The 22,181-nt window shown below is 44.4% G+C and carries 15 protein-coding genes; 11 read left to right on the top strand and 4 right to left on the bottom strand.

What is annotated here, in order from left to right:
- Position 1 precedes the first annotated feature (1 nt).
- From Vt282_RS01940 to tldD, 9 genes are all read left to right on the top strand, one after another.
- Positions 2-4,369 (top strand): DUF6701 domain-containing protein, encoded by a 4,368-nt coding sequence (locus Vt282_RS01940; protein ID WP_162062411.1) that lies wholly within the window; start codon positions 2-4, stop codon positions 4,367-4,369.
- Positions 4,370-4,520: 151 nt separating this feature from the next.
- The gene (locus tag Vt282_RS01945; protein ID WP_162062412.1) at positions 4,521-5,564 is read left to right on the top strand and encodes a rod shape-determining protein; all 1,044 of its coding nucleotides are present in this window, start codon (positions 4,521-4,523) and stop codon (positions 5,562-5,564) included.
- A gap of 67 nt (positions 5,565-5,631) precedes the next feature.
- Positions 5,632-6,519 (top strand): rod shape-determining protein MreC, encoded by an 888-nt coding sequence (mreC, locus tag Vt282_RS01950; RefSeq protein WP_162062413.1) that lies wholly within the window; start codon positions 5,632-5,634, stop codon positions 6,517-6,519.
- The gene (gene mreD / locus Vt282_RS01955) at positions 6,509-6,997 is read left to right on the top strand and encodes a rod shape-determining protein MreD (RefSeq protein WP_162047207.1); all 489 of its coding nucleotides are present in this window, start codon (positions 6,509-6,511) and stop codon (positions 6,995-6,997) included. Before mreC ends, mreD begins: the two co-directional genes overlap by 11 nt.
- Positions 6,998-7,011: 14 nt before the next feature.
- On the top strand, positions 7,012-7,584 hold the full coding sequence (locus Vt282_RS01960; RefSeq protein WP_162062414.1) for a Maf family protein: 573 nt from the start codon (positions 7,012-7,014) through the stop codon (positions 7,582-7,584).
- A gap of 21 nt (positions 7,585-7,605) precedes the next feature.
- A complete protein-coding gene (gene rng / locus Vt282_RS01965; protein WP_162062415.1) occupies positions 7,606-9,075 on the top strand; it encodes a ribonuclease G in 1,470 nt (489 codons plus the stop codon).
- Positions 9,076-9,085: 10 nt separating this feature from the next.
- Positions 9,086-12,955: a YhdP family protein gene (locus tag Vt282_RS01970; protein ID WP_269472594.1), complete on the top strand. Its 3,870-nt coding sequence runs from the start codon at positions 9,086-9,088 to the stop codon at positions 12,953-12,955.
- A gap of 12 nt (positions 12,956-12,967) precedes the next feature.
- The gene (locus Vt282_RS01975; RefSeq protein ID WP_162062416.1) at positions 12,968-13,786 is read left to right on the top strand and encodes a carbon-nitrogen hydrolase family protein; all 819 of its coding nucleotides are present in this window, start codon (positions 12,968-12,970) and stop codon (positions 13,784-13,786) included.
- A gap of 9 nt (positions 13,787-13,795) precedes the next feature.
- Positions 13,796-15,241, top strand: coding sequence for a metalloprotease TldD (gene tldD, locus Vt282_RS01980; protein ID WP_162047205.1), 1,446 nt, complete (start codon positions 13,796-13,798; stop codon positions 15,239-15,241).
- Between the two features lie 198 nt (positions 15,242-15,439).
- Here tldD and arcA read toward each other — a convergent pair whose 3' ends face one another.
- Complete coding sequence (arcA, locus tag Vt282_RS01985) at positions 15,440-16,660, bottom strand: arginine deiminase (protein WP_162062417.1); 1,221 nt, start codon at positions 16,658-16,660, stop codon at positions 15,440-15,442.
- Between the two features lie 549 nt (positions 16,661-17,209).
- On the opposite strand from arcA, the gene rraB reads away from it, so the two are divergent.
- Together rraB and Vt282_RS01995 are read left to right on the top strand one after the other, a co-directional pair.
- Positions 17,210-17,632: a ribonuclease E inhibitor RraB gene (rraB, locus tag Vt282_RS01990; protein WP_162047204.1), complete on the top strand. Its 423-nt coding sequence runs from the start codon at positions 17,210-17,212 to the stop codon at positions 17,630-17,632.
- Between the two features lie 127 nt (positions 17,633-17,759).
- Positions 17,760-18,557 (top strand): glycosyl hydrolase 2 galactose-binding domain-containing protein, encoded by a 798-nt coding sequence (locus Vt282_RS01995; protein WP_162062418.1) that lies wholly within the window; start codon positions 17,760-17,762, stop codon positions 18,555-18,557.
- Between the two features lie 25 nt (positions 18,558-18,582).
- Here Vt282_RS01995 and Vt282_RS02000 read toward each other — a convergent pair whose 3' ends face one another.
- The 3 genes from Vt282_RS02000 to Vt282_RS02010 form a co-directional block, all read right to left on the bottom strand.
- Positions 18,583-18,972, bottom strand: coding sequence for a DUF2061 domain-containing protein (locus Vt282_RS02000; protein ID WP_162062419.1), 390 nt, complete (start codon positions 18,970-18,972; stop codon positions 18,583-18,585).
- A 134-nt stretch (positions 18,973-19,106) separates the two neighbouring features.
- Positions 19,107-19,544, bottom strand: a complete 438-nt coding sequence (locus Vt282_RS02005) for a universal stress protein (RefSeq protein ID WP_162062420.1) — start codon at positions 19,542-19,544, stop codon at positions 19,107-19,109.
- A gap of 29 nt (positions 19,545-19,573) precedes the next feature.
- Positions 19,574-22,153 carry a TRAP transporter permease gene (locus tag Vt282_RS02010; protein WP_162062421.1) on the bottom strand — a complete coding sequence of 860 codons (2,580 nt, stop codon included), beginning with the start codon at positions 22,151-22,153 and terminating at the stop codon, positions 19,574-19,576.
- Positions 22,154-22,181 lie beyond the last annotated feature (28 nt).

Raw genomic sequence — 22,181 nt, forward strand, 5'->3', positions numbered from 1 at the left:
CATGAAGATATCTAATCGTGTTTGTCTACTGCTATTGCTGCTTGCGTTTGGTTATGCACCACTGGCTTTGGCATCGCAATGCGCTCTACCTGGTGCGAGTATCAATACAAAGCAAGGATTTTGCGTCAGTTTTACTCTGGATTCCAATGGCACTAACCGTCTGCGCTTAGAGCACGATGGCAGATATTACCCCCTCTGGACGGATGATTATGATTACTGGTGGTATTCCCCGGCTATCTTTGAGCGAGATTACGTTGGTCAAGGGAAGGAACGCGCCTTTCAAATCAAATTCACACCAACCTCAAATATAAATGCAAGATGGATTATTGGTACTCTGCAATATTATGTCGATGGGGTACTCAAGTGGACCGATCCTAATTTTGATCTTTCAGCGGTAACAGATGCCGATAAGTTTAATCCATATGTCGTATTCAATTTAATTGGAAGTGCTGGCACGCCAGATGATTTTTGTGTCACTGCGGGGGATTGTGTAGAAAAACCAGATTATTCGACCAATGCTACCTATGAGTTCGGCGTGGCGCACTGCGACAGCATGCCATGTACAATCCCTTTTCATAAAGATTACAAGTTTACTCCCTTGGTATTTGTCATGCCCACTATCGATGATGAGGAACAAGATGAGGATGCGCCATCAAGGCTTTATGTTGCTTCCGAGCTTACCCCTAATTCAACCAGTGTAACGATAGATCAAGACAGTCTTCCGAACTTAAGTAACAGCTTTAAAACAGTTCCTATGCGTTCGATCAGTTACCTGATCATCGAGCCAGGTACTGCGTCGATCGGTAACCATCAAGTTGTCGCAGGCTATGTTAATACCAACAAGTTTCGCTCAAAAAATGGTTCAACCGGAGATCAGAGCGTGTCCTATTCCTCTTTTGGTGGAGGATACTATGGTGACAACCCTGTCGTTTTACATCAAATTCAAACCCGTAATAATGCGGGGTATTGGATGACATCCGGACGTTACTGGGACAACAGTAGCAACCTTCGAGGCAGCCAAGCGCGACTATTTCTAGAGCTTTCAGCATCGAGAGATCGTTGGCATACTTATAGAAGTGAAAGAATCGCCTTTTTAGCGACTAAGCCTTCTAATGTGCTTGAAACCGATGATTATTATTTGCAGTTTAAAAATGACTTTGAAACGGTTCAACAGTCTAGTGATGAGCCGATGGAAGATGGCTGTGAGGAGCGCTTTGCGCAAACCGATTTAAGACATGTAGATGGTGTTATTGCGAAGAAGCAAGAGCGAGCTGGTGGGCATGGTGGTTGGTTGCGTACGTGTGAAAAACAAGGCCATCAGTTCAGTGTTGTGGTTGATGAAGATTACCGCGTTCGTTCGCATATCCCTGAACGTGTCGGTTATATAGCTTTCGAACGTAAAATTAATAACTTAGATTACTGTACTTATTTTCCTCAACCAGCACAGAGTTGGAAGAATGACAGCGAACTAGTATTTAAGTCATACAAAAGCACGACGAGTAAATATCCGTATTTTATTGGGGGCTGGAGCGATTCTTTTGTAGAACAATACTTAAAGACGGTCGACGGAAAAGATGTGTTACCAATAGGTTTTGGCTCCGTAGATCATAATGGCCAAGCAACCGATAATCGCAACGATGGCAGTTGTGATAATGGGCGCTGTGCTGCGAATAATATACGTGTACCAGCGCCGAGGTTGCTAAATCCATCATACCCTGAAACGGGTGATTTGGCGTTGGGGCCGTGGAATTTCGACTCAGAGTGTCCTGCAGATGACTCCGGTCAGTATTGTCGCTCATCATTGGATCAGGATGGAAATATAGTTGTGACGATAAAGTCCAATTTAAAGTCGCTGAGTGTACAGGGTAGTAATAATAAAAAAATGGTCGTGCGTTTTACTTCAGAATCATCCCTATATGGCCGTGTGATCGGGAATTATGAGGTGAATGCGAACGTTCATTCCATTTTTGATAATGCGGGTACATACACATTTGATCATCTAATTTTCCATACTAGAACGGATTTGACCATAGGTCAGAACATTGTTTGGAACATTGGTAGCAGCCTTGATTTTTCTAATTCAGTCAATTTAAACAATACAGCAACGACGGATGATTTTGTGATTTATGGTCCGGAGGCAAGTATTAAGTTCAGCACAATTACTGGCGATTTTTATGCGCTACTGCTGTCAGACAAGCTTTATCTACAAAATAATTTGACGCTGTTTGGAGCCGTTACAACGAATGAGTTGAATATTCATACTAATAACGCGACCATCGTAGGACAAAGCCAGTGTATCAATCCACCAATTGAAGAAGTGGCACGAATTGAAATCAAACCTTTTAATTACCACCTGACTTGTGAGCTTTCACCACAAAATATCGTTGAAGTGCATGTTTTTGATAAAGATGGCAAGCCTGTAGCGGGTAAACAACCAACACTGCGAGAAGCAAGTGGTAATAACCTCAGCATCACTGCTTTATCTCAGTCGGATAGCGATGGTGTTGCCACATATAGGGTTGTCAAAAAGAATCAAAGTCAGCTAGGGAGCTATACGTTAACCGCATCTTTACCAACTGGCGCAAATGATACGGTCACGGATACGGCGCAAATACATTATGTGCCATACAAATTTGAAGTGGCTGACATCAAGACTGTGGCAGGTAAAAAGACGAAATTTGATATCGCGGTTAAAGCCTGTAACGCCAACAATCAGTTAATTGATTTAGGTTATAAAGGTACACCAAGTGCAACTTTCTCGTATGTCCGTCCTATCACCACACCTATCGCGAGTGACCTTATTGTTCAAGCTGATTTAGATGATGGTAAACGAGATGCAGAGCTTACTTTTATGGAATCGGGCTCGATTACTGTCGCGCTGGAAGATAAGCAGTTTGTATGTGATGACGAACGTTGCCCTATTGCTGGAGGCTCTCTAAAGGGCGAATTTAGTGTCGATGCACGTCCATACAAAATAGCAATTTGCGATGTTAAGCAATTTGCTCAGCCTCAAAAACTGAACCCCGCAACCACAACGGGGATGCCTGGTTTTATTAGCTCTGGGAGTGCATTTTCGGTTACCTATGTGCCTATAGTGCACCCTGATTCAAAAGGAAATATTGCGACAAATAACGAGTGCGCCTACCCAATAACAGGTAACTATGCTTTAGACAAAGGCGAATTGAAACTGACACACGATGTAGTTTATCCAACCGTGCATTCGACTCTTGGGATCTTAACTCCAGAATCGATACCCGGCTTTAATTCAAGCAAGAGCACGTTGACGTTAACGCACTCGTGGGATGATGTCGGTACGATAGCATTGAAAACTGGGGCGAATTATCTTGGTATGGATTTGGATACCGATGTACAAAATGTAGGCCGCTTCTTCCCAAGCAGTTTTGTCATTGACCAAAGCGACTGGAATGCACCGCAGGAGCAAGGAGATGTGACTTATTTGAGTCAACCATTTGATAAGGTGGAAATTGGCGTAGCAGCGCTAAACATCAACGGAGACAAGGTCAAAAACTACCATCATTTTGCATCCGATTTACTCGCGAAGTTTGCTATCAAGCAAGACAGCAAAGTCGACAATAAACTGAGAATTGAAGAAACGGGGCATTGGCAAGCGAACACTGATGGTACGTCGGCCTGGAAGTTAATTGACGATAATGCGACAGTCATGCGTCATGAAGTAAAAAATACTGGCGCAGTGATCACGACCAAAGAAAACGGCCCGTTTAATATCGGTGGTGAAACAACCGATTATGGATTAACCATCTCTGGTGTCGATCCGGTTTCGTTTGATGCAGATAGTCAACAAACGGAAGAAGATTTTGCTTCTCAACCCAAGGTTCAATATGGGCGCATGGTCATGGGCAGTTTAGGTGGCGTGTCGGGTAGTAAGTTTACTATTCCATTGAGAATCGAGTACTGGGATGGTAATCGTTTTGCGCTTAATACTCTCGACGATAGAACCTTACTGACCGATGATGCGCAGTATCTGTGTAAGCAAACAATCTGGCCAACCACGGGATCAGATTCCGATTCAAAATTGGTCTTAGATGACGGAGTCAATAAGGTCGTCGACGGTGTGTCGACCGGTTTGGAGGCTTGGGCTGCGGATAATGTGCGAAGAGAGCAAGTACGTTTTTGGATGCAGCTTGATGATATGACAGATTCGAGCCATTCATCACCACATTTATCACGCGTGACGGGATGCGGAACGAAAGGGTTAGATGAACCTTGGTTGCAATATAACTGGCAAGGAGAGGGCGATGAAGATCCTTCAACGGTCGTTACGTTTGGTATTTATCGAGGTAGCGATAAGATCATTTTCCGAGGTGAAGCCGGCTTGACTGGGCAATAAATGGTGATGAATAACAGGCTTGCGTAAGGAAACTGTTAGAAATTGCGTGTTTCACTCCATCTTTCTAAGACAATGCCTTGCTGTAATGGTGAGGCATTGGTACATTTAGACCAATTTTTATCTTCTAATTCTTTCAGGACGAACGAAGAATATGTTCAAAAAACTTCGTGGCATCTTTTCGAATGACCTATCAATCGATTTAGGTACAGCCAACACCCTTATTTATGTCAAAGGTCAAGGCATTGTCCTTGATGAACCTTCAGTAGTCGCAATTCGACAAGATCGTAACCGCCCAGGTAAAAGCGTGGCGGCTGTCGGTCATGCAGCGAAGCAAATGCTAGGTCGTACGCCAGGTAATATTTCTGCGATTCGTCCTATGAAAGATGGCGTTATCGCTGATTTCTACGTAACAGAAAAAATGTTGCAGCATTTCATTAAGCAAGTGCATGACAACAGCGTACTGAAGCCAAGCCCTCGCGTACTGGTTTGTGTTCCTTGTGGTTCAACACAAGTAGAACGTCGCGCAATTCGTGAATCTGCACTGGGCGCTGGTGCTCGTGAAGTTTACTTGATCGATGAGCCAATGGCAGCAGCGATCGGTGCTGGTCTACGCGTTTCTGAGCCTACTGGTTCAATGGTGGTCGATATCGGTGGTGGTACGACAGAAGTGGCAGTAATCTCGCTTAATGGCGTGGTTTATTCATCATCAGTACGTATCGGTGGCGACCGTTTTGATGAGTCAATCATTAACTACGTGCGTCGTAACTACGGCAGCTTGATCGGTGAAGCGACCGCCGAGAAGATCAAACACGAAATCGGTTCAGCTTACCCTGGCGATGAAGTTCAAGAAATCGAAGTTCGCGGTCGTAACCTTGCTGAAGGTGTGCCACGTAGCTTTAGCCTGAACTCAAACGAGATTTTAGAAGCGCTGCAAGAGCCTCTAACAGGTATCGTGTCGGCAGTGATGGTTGCGCTAGAACAATGTCCGCCAGAGCTTGCTTCAGATATTTCTGAAAACGGTATGGTGCTGACAGGTGGTGGTGCACTACTAAAAGACCTGGATCGTCTGTTGACTGAAGAAACAGGTATTCCAGTTGTGATCGCAGAAGACCCATTAACATGTGTTGCACGTGGTGGTGGTAAAGCTCTAGAAATGATCGACATGCACGGTGGCGATCTATTTAGCGAAGAATAATCGCTGAGAATGCCCAACGCTGAATCTACGACGTTGGGCAAATAAGAATAAAAGGAACTCATAATCAATGAAGCCGATTTTTGGCCGAGGACCTTCACTTCAATTACGCCTATTTTTCGCCGTGATTTTATCAGCCAGCCTTATGCTGGCTGATAGTCGTTTAGGTGCTTTTGCACAGGTGCGCTACTTATTGAATAGTATTGTCGCGCCGATTCAATATTTGGCTGATGTTCCTCGAGAAATGTTTGATGGCGTTTACGAGCGTTTCAATACCAGCCAAAGCACGATGGAAAGCAATCGAGCCCTAAAACGTGAGGTGCTGCGTCTAAAAAATGATTTATTGCTGCTCGATCAATATCAAGAAGAAAACCAACGATTACGTAAACTGTTAGGCTCTTCATTCGTCCGTGATGAGCGTAAGATGGTTGCGGAAGTGATGGCGGTGGATACTTCCCCATATCGTCACCAAGTAGTGATCGATAAAGGCCATATTGATGGTGTGTATGTGGGACAACCTGTCGCCAATGAAAAGGGCATTGTTGGACAAGTTACCTTTGTTTCTGCGCACAATAGCCGAGTCTTGCTATTAACGGATTCGAACAGCGCAATACCTGTGCAGGTGATTCGTAATGATATTCGAGTGATCGCATCAGGTAACAGTAAGGTGGATAAAATCCATCTTGATCATATTCCAATTAGTACAGATATTCAGATGGGTGACTTGCTGGTTACGTCTGGCCTAGGCGGGGTGTACCCTGAGGGGTATCCAGTGGCATATATTGACAAAGTTGAGCGTGATAGCCACCGAGAATTTGCCATTATTGAAGCGGATCCTGTGGTCGATTTTGAGCGCCTACGTTACTTATTATTAATATGGCCAAGCGATTCACGCCAAGAAAAAGTTCAGTTAGCAGAGCCAGGCAATTTGGCAGAGGTAGAAAGCAATGGCAAATAGTGTAATGCGAGGCAAAATGGTGATTTTGGCTTCATTCATCATTGCTTTGACGCTGCAAACTATTCCTTGGCCCGGTGTACTTGATGTCTTGCGACCATCTTGGCTGTTTTTGGTGACATGTTATTGGGTGTTGGCTTTGCCTCACCGTGTCAATGTCGGTACCGCGCTGATTTTAGGTCTATTATGGGACTTACTGTTAGGTTCCACGCTCGGTATTCGTGGCATGATGATGTCGATACTGATTTACTTAGTTGCGATGAACTTCTTAGTGCTACGTAACATGGCTCTTTGGCAGCAAGCGATGGTCATCGGATTGCTCTCTATTGCTTTAGAGGTCATGATATTTATTGGTGAGTATTTGATTCAAGATATCACCTTTAATCCAATGGCGCTTTGGGCAGGATTGATTAACTGTATTCTGTGGCCATGGATGTTCTTATTAATGCGTCGAATTCGTCGTCGTTGGCATGTAAGGTAATGGTGTAATCAGCTATGCAATCAGGAACGCAGCCTAAAATATTATTGGCATCCGGCTCACCTCGTCGCAAAGAGTTGCTTGAGCAGCTCGGGTATCAGTTTTCCATTATTCGAACCGATGTCGAAGAACAGCGTCAACGTGATGAAAGCCCATTGGAGTATGTTACTCGCTTGTCGCAAGATAAGGCATTGGCTGGTTTACATATTGAAAATAACGCGATCGTCATTGGTTCAGATACGATCGTTGTTTGCGATCAAACGGTTTTGGAAAAACCACAAGATTACGAACACTCAAAACAGATGTTAATGCAGTTATCAGGGCGCTCACACCAAGTGATGACCGCAGTAACCGTAGTAAGCAAAGAACAACAAGAGACGGTAGTTGTGACTACCGATGTATGGTTTAAGCCACTGTCAGAACAAGAAATAAAACTATATTGGCAATCTGGTGAACCATGTGACAAAGCTGGCAGTTACGCAATTCAAGGTATCGGTGGCCGCTTTGTGACACGCATTGAAGGTAGTTATCATGCGGTAGTAGGATTACCGCTGTTTGAAACCGACTGTCTCTTAAACAAATTTATATAATTTTATTTTTAAGGGGCGCTCATGAGTGCAGAGTTGTTGATCAACGTAACTCCAAGCGAGACTCGCGTAGCGATGATCGAAGAAGGGGTTTTGCAAGAGATCCATGTTGAACGCGAGGCCAAACGAGGCATCGTTGGTAATATCTACAAAGGTAAAGTGAGTCGCGTACTGCCTGGCATGCAGGCGGCTTTTGTTGATATCGGCTTGGATAAAGCCGCTTTTCTTCATGCCTCTGATATTGTGCCTCACACTGAGTGTGTAGCAGAAAACGAAAAGCAACAATTCCAAGTTCGTGACATTTCTGAATTGGTTCGTCAGGGCCAAGATATTGTGGTGCAGGTGGTAAAAGACCCACTTGGTACCAAAGGTGCTCGTCTAACGACGGACATTACTCTGCCTTCTCGCTATTTAGTGTTTATGCCTGGCGCAAGCCATGTTGGTGTCTCACAACGTATTGAAAGTGAGTCTGAGCGCGATCGTTTGAAAAAAGTGGTTGCTCACTATTGTGATGAAGACGGTGGCTTTATTATCCGCACTGCTGCAGAAGGTGCAGATGAGCAGGAGCTATCGCAAGATGCCGCATTTTTGAAGCGTTTGTGGACCAAAGTAAAAGAGCGTCGAGTGAAATACAAAACTCGCGCCACTCTATATGGGGAGCTTGGCCTTTCACAACGTATCCTGCGTGATTTTGTTGGTACTGAGCTGAAGAAAATCTTGGTCGACTCACGGTTAGAATTTGAGAACCTCAAAGAGTTTACGTCGGAATATGTTCCTGAACTGACAGAGAAACTTGAGTTGTATGAAGGCGATAAGCCGATCTTTGATATGTACGACACTGAAAATGAAATTCAGCGTTCGTTAGATCGAAAAGTAGAGCTTAAATCTGGCGGTTATCTGATCATCGATCAAACCGAAGCTATGACCACCATTGATATCAATACTGGTGCTTTTGTTGGTCGTCGTAATTTAGAAGAGACGATTTTCAACACCAACGTAGAAGCGACCCAAGCGATTGCTCGTCAATTACGTTTGCGTAATCTCGGTGGCATTATCATTATTGACTTTATTGATATGGTTTCGGAAGAACATCGTCGTCGCGTTGTAGTATCGCTCGATAACGCACTGAGCAAAGATCGTGTGAAAACCAATATTAATGGTTTTACAAGCCTTGGTTTAGTGGAGATGACACGTAAGCGCACTCGTGAGAGCATCGAACATGTATTATGTTCAACCTGTCCGACTTGTGAAGGTCGTGGCCGAGTGAAAACAGTCGAAACGGTTTGCTATGAAATTCTGCGTGAAATTACGCGCGTTAACCGTGCTTATGATGCCGACAATTTTGTGGTTTACGCATCACCTGCAGTGGCAGATGCGTTGCATGGTGATGAATCTCATGCACTTGCTGAACTGGAAGTATTTATTGGTAAACAGGTCAAAATCCAATCAGAGCCGCTCTATATTCAAGAGCATTTTGACGTGGTAATGATGTAGTAGGCAAGGCGTGAGTTTATTTAATCGTATTGCTAAAGGCTGTTTATGGCTAGTTCTAACGGTAATGGTGTTGCTCGCCATTACCGTAACTGCACTACGCATTACGCTGCCGCAACTCAATCATTTTCAAAAAGAAATCCAAGCTTGGGTAAATCAAGGAACCGGGCTGGATTTTGAAATTGGCCAAATCAGTGGTTTTTGGCGCAATACCCACCCCTCTCTTTCGCTGGTGGACATTCGTGCCAAAACGCCGAAAGAGAGTGGCATTGGTTTTTCTGCTAAAACGGTTGAAATTGAGTTTGACTTGATTCAGTCGTTGCTTCAGTTAGAGCCGGTTGTAGCGGATCTCAACGTTTATGCATTAAATGTTGATATGCGAGCAGTTAAGTGGAGTCAAACTGATGACTCTCCACAACTTTCTCCTCAAGATGATCAGAAAAGCGTGATTGAACAGTTAGATAAACTACTGTTACGCCAGCTCGATCATTTCTCATTAAAAGATTCAACGGTTTACCTTACTTCAGTCAGTGGTGAAGAGCGCAGATTGGACATCGCGCAATTAAAATGGAGTAACCAAGGCCGTCACCATGCTGCTGAAGGTGAAATCACTATTCCTGAAGCAAAGTTCAACTCTCTGGATGTTAAAGCCCAGTTTGTTGACCATGGATCTCTACTTGATGTGTCTGGCGAGTTTTATCTCTCGGCTGAAAATATTCTTTTAACACCATGGCTGACTGAGTACTTACAACAAGAGACTGGCATTGAAAAAGGTCAGGTGAGTTTTAATGCATGGCTGACGTTAGAGCGAAACAAACCAGTAAGTGCTTACTTAGAGCTTTTACCCTCAGATCTAGTTTGGCAGGAAGATGGCCAACATGAGCTACTGTTTGAGTCGGGTGTGTTTGTACTTGAGCCCCAAGCTCAAGGTTGGCAAGTAAATGCCCACTCACTCAATGTTAGAACTGATGACAAACCATGGCCTAAACTCGACTTTGTACTGAATTGGCAGCCAGAGAGTTGGAAAATCAATCTTTCCGAGCTCGATCTCGGGGCTATTTCGCCATTAGCCAAATTGGCACCCCACTCAGAGTCGATCACGCAAGTGCTTGACCAGTTAGCGCTTTCGGGGCGCGTGGAAGATATTCGTCTGCAGATGGGGCAGAACATCGAATCCTTACAATACTCAGCGAATTTAACCCGTGGTGAGATGAAGCAATGGTCATTGTTACCAGGGGTTCATCATCTCCAAGCGAAAGTGAGTGGTGACTATCACCAGGCGCTCATAAAAGCGCGTTTGGTGGATGATGTCTTACCTTATGGCGACGTATTTCAATCACCGCTCAGAATCAAGCAAGGTGAAGTGGATTTAGTTTGGCAAAATCTAGGCGAGCAAGGTTCACGCATTTGGGCTGACAAAGTGACGGTGGCGACACCTGATTTACAAGCGTTGGGGGCATTTAGGCTCGATTTCCCGCGTGACAAAAGTCCATTCCTTTCATTTTACGCAGAAGCTGATCTATTTAACGCTGGTGAAACGTGGCGCTATTTACCAACGCCAGCATTGGGACAAGAGCTCACGGATTATTTATCAACGGCAATTCAAGGTGGTCAAGCAAAGACTGCCAAATTACTTTGGTATGGTGACTTAGATCAGTTCCCGTATCAAAAGCATGACGGTGTGTTTCAAGCTTGGGTAGCACTTAAAAATGGTGCCTATAGTTTTGAAACCACATGGCCAACGATTACGGATTTGCAATTAGATTTACTGTTCGAAAATGATGCGATGTATCTAGATTCGCGTAGCGCTAATTTAAGTGGTTTGCGTGCAAATCGTATTACAGGGCGAATTCCAGAGTTAGCTGAAGGTGGCCATATTGAAATAGAAGCTTCAGTTTCAGGGCAAGGCGATAAAGTTCGTGATTACATGATGGCTTCGCCGTTAGTTGATTCGGTTGGTGCTGCGCTAACCGCAGTGCAAGTTGATGGCAAAGTCAGTTCCAAGTTCCAACTTAACGTACCGTTTGAGGATTACGATACTCGCGCATGGGGGTATGCAGAACTCAAGAATAATCAGGTGGCAATCAATGCTCCACCAATGATGCTCGACAACGTTTCTGGTCGAATTGAGTTTGATAACGATGTGGTGAGTGCTGCGGGTCTCTCGGCGAAGTTGCTCGAACAACCGGTTTCAATCGACTTTAATGGGGAAAGTGCGGATAAGGGATACAACGTCTCTGTCGATGTGTTGGGAGATTGGACGACCAAACCGCTGGAACACTATGTCGGTGAGAAGTGGTTAAAACCTGTGTCAGGCTCGCTACCGTGGCAAACCAATGTTGATATTCAGCTTAACGATGTCGGTTTTACCTATCAGATTGATGCGAGTGCCGATCTGCAAATGTTAGCAAGTACTTACCCATACCCGTTGAATCATTCTATGGGTCAGGCAGGTAAAGCGAAATTACAGGCATCAGGTAACCAAGAAACGGTCTCTGCACGCTTACAGTTGGATGACTTTAAGTACCAAACAGAAATCGATTTGCGTCCAGATGTTCCAGTGCTTGATGCTACCAACATTGTGGTAGGCAAAGGCAGCTTCAAAATCAGTCCTATCGTGGGTCATGATTTGCAAGTTAGAACCGATAAGTTTGACATGGATGCTTGGATTGAGATGTTCACGGCGTCTGAGCAACAAACGAGTTCGGTGTTGTCTGAGCTAAATACACCTAAGATTCCAATGCCCCAGCGTGTGGATATTAATAGCGATGAATTGAAACTGGCAGGAATGGAATGGAACGACGTTAATTTTGATGCGAAACGAAAAAATTTAGGTTGGTATATCAACCTAACCAGTCAGCAAGCGCAGGGTGAAGCAAGTTATATTGAGCCTTATGACTTGTCGGTGAAGCTTGATCATTTACATCTGTTTTTCCCTGAGTTAGAAAATGAAAACGTTAAACGACGTAGTTTGCTTGAAGCCGAAGACCCAACAGAGCCTTTGGTGAATGATTTTGAGCGATCACTACATCAAAAATTACCTAACATCACATTGGCGATCGATGACTTGTGGGTACAAGGTTACAAGTTAGGAAAGGCTCATTTGGACATGCAGCGTCAAGGTGATCGTCTCGAATGGCGTGAATTGTCATTGAAAAGCGGCAGCAGCCAAGTCAGTTCATCGGGCAGTTGGCTACTGGCTGGAGATAAAAATCAAACATCAATGCAACTTTCACTGTCAGGTAAAAATAACAGTGAAGTGATGGAAAGATTTGGCATTTCATCTGGAATTCAGAAAGCACCTTTTGATATTCGTGCCAAACTTAAATGGGACGGCGCGCCTTGGTCAATGCGAGTCAGCAGTTTGAGTGGTGATGTAGACAGTAAACTTGGTAAGGGCTTTATCTCTGATGTGAGCGGCGCGGCAAGGTTACTGGGAGTGTTCAGTTTAGATTCGATCATTCGTAAAATGCAGCTCGATTTTAGCGATGTCTTTGATAAAGGGATGGCATTTAACTCTATCACGGGCAGTGGTGAGATTAAGAATGGTGTTTTCTTAACGAACGACATTAAGATGGACGCAATCGCCGGTGATATGACCATTAAAGGTCTAGCGAATTTAAATAATCGAACGGTTGATGCAGAAGTTAACTTTGTGCCAGATATTACCTCAGGCATTCCGGTGTTAAGTGCATTTGCAGTTACGCCGCAAACCGCACTGTATGTGCTGGCAGTCACGACTGTGTTGTCGCCCGTTGTTGAGGTATTTACGCAGGTTGATTATGAAGTTAAAGGCCCGCTTGAATCTCCGGTAGTTAGAGAAATTTCACGTAGCAAAGGTGAGTTTAAACTCCCTAAGAAATTACTTGAGGCAGCAAAATAAGGAGGTTAACTCATGGATAGAGTTGGCTTAGTACAAATGAACTCAGGGGCAAATCCTGAAGAGAATTTAGCTTATATCGAGCAGCAAGTTGGAGCATTGGCAGAACAAGGTGCGACTTGGATTGTCCTTCCTGAAAATGCATTAGTGTTTGGCTCGCGCGGTGATTATCACACGCATGCTGAAAGGCAAGCCATAGGTTCGATACAATTACAGCTATCGACAATGGCTAAAAGGCACCGTGTTTGGCTGGTCGTCGGAAGTTTCCCCATTCAAAGGGAAAATGGCGTGACGACGACATTATTGGTTTTTGATAATGACGGGCAATTGGTCGCCAGTTACGACAAGTTACACATGTTTGATGTGGATGTCGCAGATAGTCATCAACGTTATCGCGAGTCCGAGACGTTTTTGCCAGGCAAAGAAATCGTGACGGTTGAGACGCCTTTTGCTCATTTAGGGTTGAGTATTTGCTATGATGTGCGATTCCCTCAGCTCTATACAGAACTGGCAAAGCGTGGGGCGAATGTGATCGTCGTACCGGCTGCATTTACAGCCGTGACGGGGCGAATTCATTGGCAACCATTACTTACCGCACGAGCGATTGAAACTCAATCATGGATTGTTGCGGTTAATCAGACTGGATTTCATCAAGGGGGACGCCAAACATGGGGTCACTCAATGGTGATTTCTCCTTGGGGAGAAGTCGTTGCTAGTCTTGGGACAGAGCCAAGTAATTTGTTAGTGGATATAGACTTAACAACAGTTTCAGAGATCAGGACGACTATGCCAGTTATGCAGCACAATCGTTTTGATAATCGAATTAAACAATAAGAGCGAAATATGACCATTAATCACGTAGAAGAAGCCCTTCTAAAACCTGCAGGTCTCACCGAGCAGGATATCGCAGCGACTCTAGAGAGTATTGCGACGCGTCAGATTGACTACGCTGATATCTATTTTCAATCCAGCTGGCATGAGTCGTTGGTACTCGAAGATAGTATTATTAAAGATGGTTCATTTAATATTGATTGCGGCTTGGGTGTACGTGCGGTTACCGGTGAAAAAACAGGTTTTGCCTACTCAGACCAAATTCAGCTTGATGGTTTAAAGCAAAGCGCAATTGCGGCGCGCGGTATTGCTCAGCAAGGTCAAAATGGCAAAGTTCAGGCGTTTAAACGTACGGATAATCAAGCTTACTATGCGGCTGTTAACCCTCTTCAGTGTTGGGAGAAACAGCAAAAAACCGCTCTCCTGAAAGAACTCGATGCTTATATCCGTACCAAAGAGCCGTTAATTCAAGAAGTTTCTATCAGTTTAAGTGGTGTGCATGAGCAGATGTTGGTTGCCGCAACTGATGGCACTTATGCTGGTGATATTCGTCCATTAGTTCGTCTATCGATTACAGTACTTGCACAACGTGGTGACCGTCGTGAACGTGGTAGTGCTGGTGGCGGTGGTCGTTTTAGCTATGATTACTTCCTGACTTCAGAACAAGGCCAACAGATTGCTTATCAATATGCGGATGAAGCGATTCGCATGGCGTTAGTGAATTTAGACGCGGATGCAGCGCCTGCAGGTGCAATGCCAGTTGTGTTAGGTTCTGGTTGGCCTGGTGTATTGCTCCATGAAGCAGTCGGCCATGGCTTAGAAGGCGACTTTAACCGTAAAGAATCTTCAGTATTTAGTGGCCGTGTTGGTGAGCAAGTGACATCTAAGCATTGTACGATTGTGGATGATGGCACGTTGAAAGATCTTCGTGGTTCACTCAACGTGGATGATGAGGGCGTGGCTGGTCAATACAATATGCTGATCGAAAATGGCGTACTGAAAGGCTACATGCAAGATAAGTTAAATGCACGCCTTATGGGCGTTGCGCCAACAGGTAATGGTCGTCGTGAATCTTATGCGCATCTTCCTATGCCACGTATGACGAATACTTATATGTTGCCGGGTGAGCATACGCCAGAAGAGATCATCTCAACAGTGAAGAAAGGCTTGTACGCACCAAACTTTGGTGGTGGTCAGGTAGATATCACTTCTGGTAAGTTTGTGTTCTCGACTTCAGAAGCTTACTTAATTGAAGACGGCAAGATCACTCGCCCAGTCAAAGGCGCGACGTTAATTGGCTCTGGTATTGAAGCGATGCAGCAGGTATCGATGGTCGGTAATGACTTGAGTATCGACCGTGGCGTTGGTGTGTGCGGTAAAGCAGGTCAAAGTGTGCCGGTTGGTGTTGGTCAGCCAACACTTAAACTTGATTCCATCACCGTAGGTGGTACCGAGTAGTTAACGCTTTGATTTTCTGGGCGAGAGCACTTCGTTTCGAGTACAGAAAACGACTTTCTTTAACGCTCTATTTTATTAATAAGGCTGACGAAATGACGTCAGCCTTATTATTTTTAGCAGCTCTACAGCTTCATTCTTAGTTCTAGATTATCGTCTCTCAACTCTTGTACTCGTTTCTTCAAGCGCTGCACCTTAAACTTAAATGTCATCCCTTTCTATTGGGCAACTCATACAACGCGCACCACCGCGCCCTCGACCGAGTTCATTACCTGGAATAGGTAATACAGTGATGCCTGCCTTGTCATATTTTTCATTGGTATAAACGTTACGTTCATAGCCGATTACCACACCGGGTTTGACGGTTAAGACATTATTGGCGTCGTTCCATTGTTCTCGTTCGGCTTCATAACTGTCACCACCAGTGGTGATAATTTTTAGCGCATCCAATCCCAACGCTTTCTCAATCGAGCCCATAAGATCATTGGTTTGCTCAATATGCATTTGTTGATCGTTCTTCGGCGTTAAGCACCATGTGTTAATGTCTTTGTGGACGATTTCAGGGTAGAGCGAGAATGTATCTACATCCATGTGAGTCATGACGGTATCAAGATGCATGCAGGCTCGGTTTTTTGGTAGCTCAGTTACAATGACTTGCGACGCTTGGCCATGTTTAAACAGTTGCGCAGCTAGATTCTCGACGCCTTGCGGGGTGGAGCGCTCAGAAATCGCCATTAATACAGCCCCTTTACCAATGACTAACACATCGCCACCTTCAATCGTGGCATTGTCGTAATGTAGATCTTCGTTACCAAAATATTTGATGAAATCTTGTCCTGCAAAAGTCGGGTGCCAATGGTAGATTGCACGAAGATGATTAGTCTCTCGCTGGCGCGCAGGCATCATCATTGGGTTGAGGGAAACGCCGCCATAAACCCAGCATGAAGTATCACGCGTAAACAGATGGTTAGGTAGTGGCTCAATGGCAAAATCAAGTGCGCGGTTTAACTTGGGAAGTATGGACGCTGATTTAAATGGCAGCTCTGAATAAGCCAAGCCACCGAGTAAAACACAAGCTAAATGCTCGTTGTCCATTTCTGATAGGTAATGGCGAAAATCACGAGCAAACATCGGCCCATAACGGAAATCGGAAATTTGAGTGTTGAGCAGCCACTCTCGCGCGTCTGGAATTGCCAAGGTTTCTACAAGGAGGTCATGTAGTAGTAAGACTTCAACATCTTGCCCCCTTAAAGTATTGGCAAAAATATCGTGTTCTTCACCAGCCGCTTCCACTGCCAATACGTCATCAAATAGCAAATCGTGGCAGTTAGATGGGGTGAGATGGGTTAGGGCGCGCTCAGGTCGATGTAGCAGCACTCGTTTTAACTGTCCAACTTCAGAGCCTATATACAACTTACTCATTTCGTATCCTTACGTTAAGTCTTAAACTATTTATGACAATGTTAACAAAAAGATGCAAGTGTGTTTTTATAAGTGAATAGTAATGAAATGGCGAATATGTAGTGATTCATGCTAAAAATAAGCCTTATCTAAAGAGTGTTATCACTAAGCTTTGTGGGGATTGGCAGTCAAACTATCGGGTACTTATTCGTATCGATGTTGTTGAATCGAAGTTGAAATGACAGACATAACCCAGCCTTTGTTTGTGATGCTGAGATCTTCAGTTTTTGATGGTATTGATGACGAACGCCTAGTTATGCAAAGTACATTTATAACCACTCAGGGAGTAGGAAGAGCGAGTTTCTACTGAGGCAATAGATTGTTCTAAATTGGCGTGTGGTGAATAAAAGCGTTTTATCTTTGATTTTACCGTGAGAGCCCATGGTCAAATGCTAAGATGGTAAGAAAGATCATATCAAGCGGCGATTCTAGGTAGTATTTTTTGTTGAACCGTGCGATATTTCGTCGCGAGAAATCGTCATTATTGTTATTACACTCTGGAGCACAACTATGTCTCACGAAGATGAATATCTATCAGTAGAAGAATTAATTGAGATTCAAAAGGAAGAGACTCGCGATATTATCCAAGCATTGCTAGAAGATGGCAGTGATCCAGATGCGTTATACGAGATTGAGCATCACCTTTTCGCTGAAGATTTCGATACGCTAGAAAAAGCCGTCGTTGAAGCGTTCAAAATGGGCTTTGAAGTCCTAGAAGCGGAAGAGACAGAAGATGAAGACGGCAACAAACTTCTTTGTTGTGATGCAACGATGGAATCAGTACTAAATGCTGAAGCTATCGATGCACAAGTAGAGAAACTTGTTCACCTAGCAGAGAAGTACGACATCATCTATGACGGGTGGGGCACTTACTACGAAGGTGAAGATGCGCTGTTCTCTGACGAAGATGAAGAAGACGACGAAGATTACTAATTTTTTGTCGAATCAGTTTTAGAAAATACCAGCCAAGCGCTGGTATTTTTGTTTATTGTGTAGATTGCATATTCAAAACGATTGATTATACTCATGCCAATATTGATCTAGCGCAAGTTTGTATAACATGGAACTCTCTCTCGCAGGTCTTTGGCAGTTATCGCCACTGACTGACTTATCTATTCCTCAGGATGATGTGACTTTTCCTGCGCCTCTAAGCCGAATTCTACCGACTTCCCTTTCTGAACAAGATATCGCCGCCCAAGAGTGGCACTTAATGCACGATATCGATGTAGATCAATCTATGTTGGGATTTGCTGCCGTCGATCTTGTTATTGGTGGAGTGGATTATCATGCGGAAGTGCGTGTTAACGGTGTAGCAGTATTTGACTGCGATGGTAGCCAAAGCGTGTATAAAAAAGATATCCTCCCATACTTGCAACTCGGCCGTAACCGCTTCGAAATTCTATTCTTACATCCTGATGATGATTGGTTGTTGGACGAAGCAGAGCATGATCAGGTTTGCGCACTCGGGGAAGTGCAACTTCATGATCAACGAATGGGGATTTGGCGAGTACCTTATTTGCAGTTTATTCGTCATGTGCGTTTAGATTATATCGCTACGGAGCAGATCTGGCATCATGGTGGCGGTTGTGAGTTTAAAGTGGATCTCTATTACACCACCTACTCACCAGGGTTGGTGTCCGCGATGGTGAAGTTCAATGGCATGGCTTATCAATTGCCGATTGACGTGCGAGACAATCACTCCAGTGCATTATTTCAGGTTGAAGCCCCTATTTACTACGATCTCAATGCGCCAAATTCAGATCACCTATATCAATTGGAAGTGAGTCTGGATGGGCAAAAACAGAACTATCAAGTCGCGCTGTGTGAACAATTCTGCGTGAAGCACTATCCTGTCTAAAATTCTTGGTGACTGAGAAAGATTATCAGTGTGCACAAGCTAGGTTCATTGAGCGTTGTTGCTTTGATATCCATCGTTTTTCATGGAAGTAGTAGGCACAAGTATTAATGGTTGGCTCGATGGCTGCCATGATGCCCCCGACAAACGCATCACCGGTCAATAGATAAACGACACCAAAGGCCACGCTAAAATGAACGATCGCAAAGCTGGTGGTTTTTATTTTCGGGTTTTGCGCAATGTTCTGTAATGCGGAAACTCGACTCCAAACCAGTTCATGAAAATAGAAGGCCACGGTATTCACACTTGGTTCAAGCATTGCAATCATGCTACCAATAATAATGTCACCAGTAAGCAGATAAGCGACAGTAAAGGCGATAGTAAAGTGAATGCTGGCGAATGTAAGTGTCTTCTTCATAATCAAATTTCATTAGTCTGTAATTATGATTTGATTATTCCCCATAAGTTAATAAAGATAATGGCTTGAAATTATCATTTTGATAGGTTGTAACTATTAAACAGGCGCTGTATTACAGCGCCTTTTAAGTTTGATTAGCCTTGTGGTTTCACCACCAGTACATTGATGGGTGAAGACTCAACCACTTTGCTGGCCACTGAACCAAGTAAGGTTTTGTTTAGCTTTGAACGTTTATGGCTTGGCATGATGATTAAATCTGCCTTAAGCGACTCGGCATACTTAATAATGGTCTTATAGGCTTTTCCTTCAGCAACATGAGTGTGATAGGCGACTTGTTGGTTTATATGTGTTTGAGCAAATTGACTTAACTGCGTTTTGACATCGCGTTTCATCTGTAATGTCGCATCTTTAGGAAAATAACTCGCTACCATCGAAGAGTGGATGCCTGGCAATACTGTCAGTAAATGTAGTTCAGCTCCAGATTGCGTTGCATGCCAAATAGCGAGCTCCAGCGCTCGGTCTGCAAAACCATTTTCATTTAAATCGACAGGCACAAGAATTTGTTGATACATCGGATTTCTCTATTTGTGATGAGTTAACGTTAAGCAACTGGCAAAGTATTACGCGCGCGTCTTCTCTGATTCGCACCGAGCGCAATCACTAACAATAAGCAGGGTAGGAATACCCACTCTTTCATTGGTCGATTCGCATCTTGTACGATCGATTGGATTTGCCAGTCAAAATCAATGCCAGCCGCCTCTGCTGGGCTGCCAAATTCGACCATATCGACAATCATGCGACCTTGATCTTCGATTAACATCAATCCGGTTGAGCTAATGCGTTCTTCTGCTGTGGTTGCATCATCGGCAAAAGGTAGGCGCACGGTTTTTTCTACCATGTCGCCTTCCAGATTTTCTCCCGCGACGCGCAGTTCTATCGCCTGTCCGACATTCAATGTTTCAATCACTTGTGCAATCTCGGTTCCTGGCGATAGTTCTTTGGCTGGGTAAATCATGTCCCACCAAAAACCAGGACGGAAGAATGAGAATGTGAGCACTAACAGCAATATTGTTTCCCACCATTTATTGCGAGTTAACCACCACCCTTGAGTTGCTGCAGAGAACAACAACATTGCGATGATGGATGAGATTACGGTAAGAGTAAGATGCCACCAAGAATCAATGCCTATCATCAGTAACTGAGTATTGAAAATAAACATAAATGGCAAAATGGCAGTACGTATATCGTAGGTAAAACCCTGAATACCGGTGCGAATAGGATCGGATTTTGCAATAGCAGCCGCAGCAAAGGCCGCTAAACCGACGGGAGGTGTATCATCGGCTAATATACCGAAATAGAACACGAATAGATGGACGGCAATTAATGGAATGATCAATCCATGTTGCGCACCAAGTGTTACGATTACCGGTGCCATCAGCGTTGAGACGACAATGTAGTTTGCAGTAGTGGGCAACCCCATACCAAGGATAAGGCTGATCACGGCAGTAAAGATCAACATCAGCATCACGTTACCGCCTGAAATGAACTCCACAAATTCCGTCATCACCAAGCCGATACCGGTTAACGTAACGACACCTACCACGGTACCAGCCGCCGCAGTCGCTACCCCAATGCCAATCATATTGCGTGCACCGTTGACCAAGCTTTCAGCTAAGTCAATAAAACCAATTTTGGTTTGTTCAATAACGTCGCCAGATTTAGCCATCAAAGCGAGTAGTGGACGTTGAGTGATCAAAATAAAGATCATAAATACGGTAGCCCAAAATGCGGATAAGCCGGGAGAAAAGCGCTCCACAGTAAGACACCATACCAGAACAATGATCGGCAATAAGTAGTGCAGGCCGGATTTCACCGTTGGACCTGGGTCTGGAACTTCAGTTAACTCGGCATCGATGGTGATGTCACCTTCATGCATGTAATTGGCGGAGATCTTCAATAGCACGAGATAAGCGATTAATACTGCAACGGTAACAATTGGGGTTGCAGCAGCACCAAATACATCTTTGGTCCAGCCGATACCGTAATAAACCACGGCACTTGTGATAGTAAGACCAAGAATAGTGCCAGTAAATGACAGCAAATTTTGCAATAGGGTTGGGTTATGGCGGCGAGGTAGCCCTGTCATTCCCGCCTTGCATGCTTCTAAGTGAACAATATAGATGAGCGCGATATAGGAAATAAGAGCAGGTAATAGTGCGGCTTTAATCACTTCAACATAAGAAATACCAACGTATTCGACCATTAAAAAGGCAGCTGCACCCATAATCGGTGGTGTTAATTGCCCATTTGTAGAAGCGGCGACCTCTACGGCGCCTGCTTTGGTACCCGGGAAGCCAACTCGTTTCATCAGTGGAATAGTGAAAGTGCCTGTGGTCACCACATTGGCGATTGAAGAACCAGAGACTAAGCCTGAGAGACCTGAAGCAACAACAGCCGCCTTGGCTGGTCCACCTTTCATATGACCGAGTAATGAAAAGGCGACTTTGATAAAGTATGCCCCAGCGCCAGCGCGTTCTAGCATGGCACCAAATAGTACAAATAAGAAAACGAACGAGGTCGATACACCAAGTGCAACGCCAAATACCCCTTCTGTGGTTAGCCAAAGATGAGACATCGCCTTGTTCAAACTAGCTCCTTTGTGGGCAATAACATCCGGCATATGCGGGCCAGCAAAGGTATAGAGCAAAAATACGGCAGCAACTACCATCAATGGTGGACCTAAGGCACGGCGGGTCGCTTCAAGCAGTAACAGCATCCCCGTTACTGAAATAATGATATCGACTTGCGTTGGAGCGCCAGAACGTTCGGCAAGTTCGGTATAGAAAATGTAGATGTAAGCAGCCGAAAAACTCGCAGCTAAGGCTAATAGCCAATCAACAAGAGGAATGCGATCTCGTGGTGAGTTTTTCAGGGCTGGGTAGGCGGTAAATGCTAAGAAAGTAGCAAATGTTAGATGAATTGCACGCGCCTCGGTGTCATTAAGAACACCAAAATTAAAAATAAATGGCAGTGGCGATGCGTACCAAAGTTGGAATAATGACCAACAAAGTGGAACAAACCATAAAATGCGTCCCGAAATCCCCTTCGGTGAACGTGCACCCGTATCGGCTTGGGCTACCATATCCTGTACATCTTGTGATGGTGTAGTCGTCTGCGTCATGGAGGTTATCCTTGTTATATTGGGTCGT

It is taken from the genome of Vibrio taketomensis (genome assembly GCF_009938165.1).
GTDB classification, from domain to species: domain Bacteria; phylum Pseudomonadota; class Gammaproteobacteria; order Enterobacterales; family Vibrionaceae; genus Vibrio; species Vibrio taketomensis.

Bases quoted from the DNA above. Each gene is read 5' to 3' on its own strand.
- rraB (WP_162047204.1), top strand. From the start codon at position 17,210: ATGTCTCACGAAGATGAATATCTATCAGTAGAAGAATTAATTGAGATT.
- Vt282_RS02005 (WP_162062420.1), bottom strand. From the start codon at position 19,544: ATGTATCAACAAATTCTTGTGCCTGTCGATTTAAATGAAAATGGTTTT.
- mreD (WP_162047207.1), top strand. From the start codon at position 6,509: ATGGCAAATAGTGTAATGCGAGGCAAAATGGTGATTTTGGCTTCATTC.
- Vt282_RS01995 (WP_162062418.1), top strand. From the start codon at position 17,760: ATGGAACTCTCTCTCGCAGGTCTTTGGCAGTTATCGCCACTGACTGAC.
- Vt282_RS01940 (WP_162062411.1), top strand. From the start codon at position 2: ATGAAGATATCTAATCGTGTTTGTCTACTGCTATTGCTGCTTGCGTTT.
- rng (WP_162062415.1), top strand. From the start codon at position 7,606: ATGAGTGCAGAGTTGTTGATCAACGTAACTCCAAGCGAGACTCGCGTA.
- Vt282_RS01945 (WP_162062412.1), top strand. From the start codon at position 4,521: ATGTTCAAAAAACTTCGTGGCATCTTTTCGAATGACCTATCAATCGAT.
- Vt282_RS01960 (WP_162062414.1), top strand. From the start codon at position 7,012: ATGCAATCAGGAACGCAGCCTAAAATATTATTGGCATCCGGCTCACCT.
- arcA (WP_162062417.1), bottom strand. From the start codon at position 16,660: ATGAGTAAGTTGTATATAGGCTCTGAAGTTGGACAGTTAAAACGAGTG.
- tldD (WP_162047205.1), top strand. From the start codon at position 13,796: ATGACCATTAATCACGTAGAAGAAGCCCTTCTAAAACCTGCAGGTCTC.
- Vt282_RS02000 (WP_162062419.1), bottom strand. From the start codon at position 18,972: ATGAAGAAGACACTTACATTCGCCAGCATTCACTTTACTATCGCCTTT.
- mreC (WP_162062413.1), top strand. From the start codon at position 5,632: ATGAAGCCGATTTTTGGCCGAGGACCTTCACTTCAATTACGCCTATTT.
- Vt282_RS02010 (WP_162062421.1), bottom strand. From the start codon at position 22,153: ATGACGCAGACGACTACACCATCACAAGATGTACAGGATATGGTAGCC.
- Vt282_RS01975 (WP_162062416.1), top strand. From the start codon at position 12,968: ATGGATAGAGTTGGCTTAGTACAAATGAACTCAGGGGCAAATCCTGAA.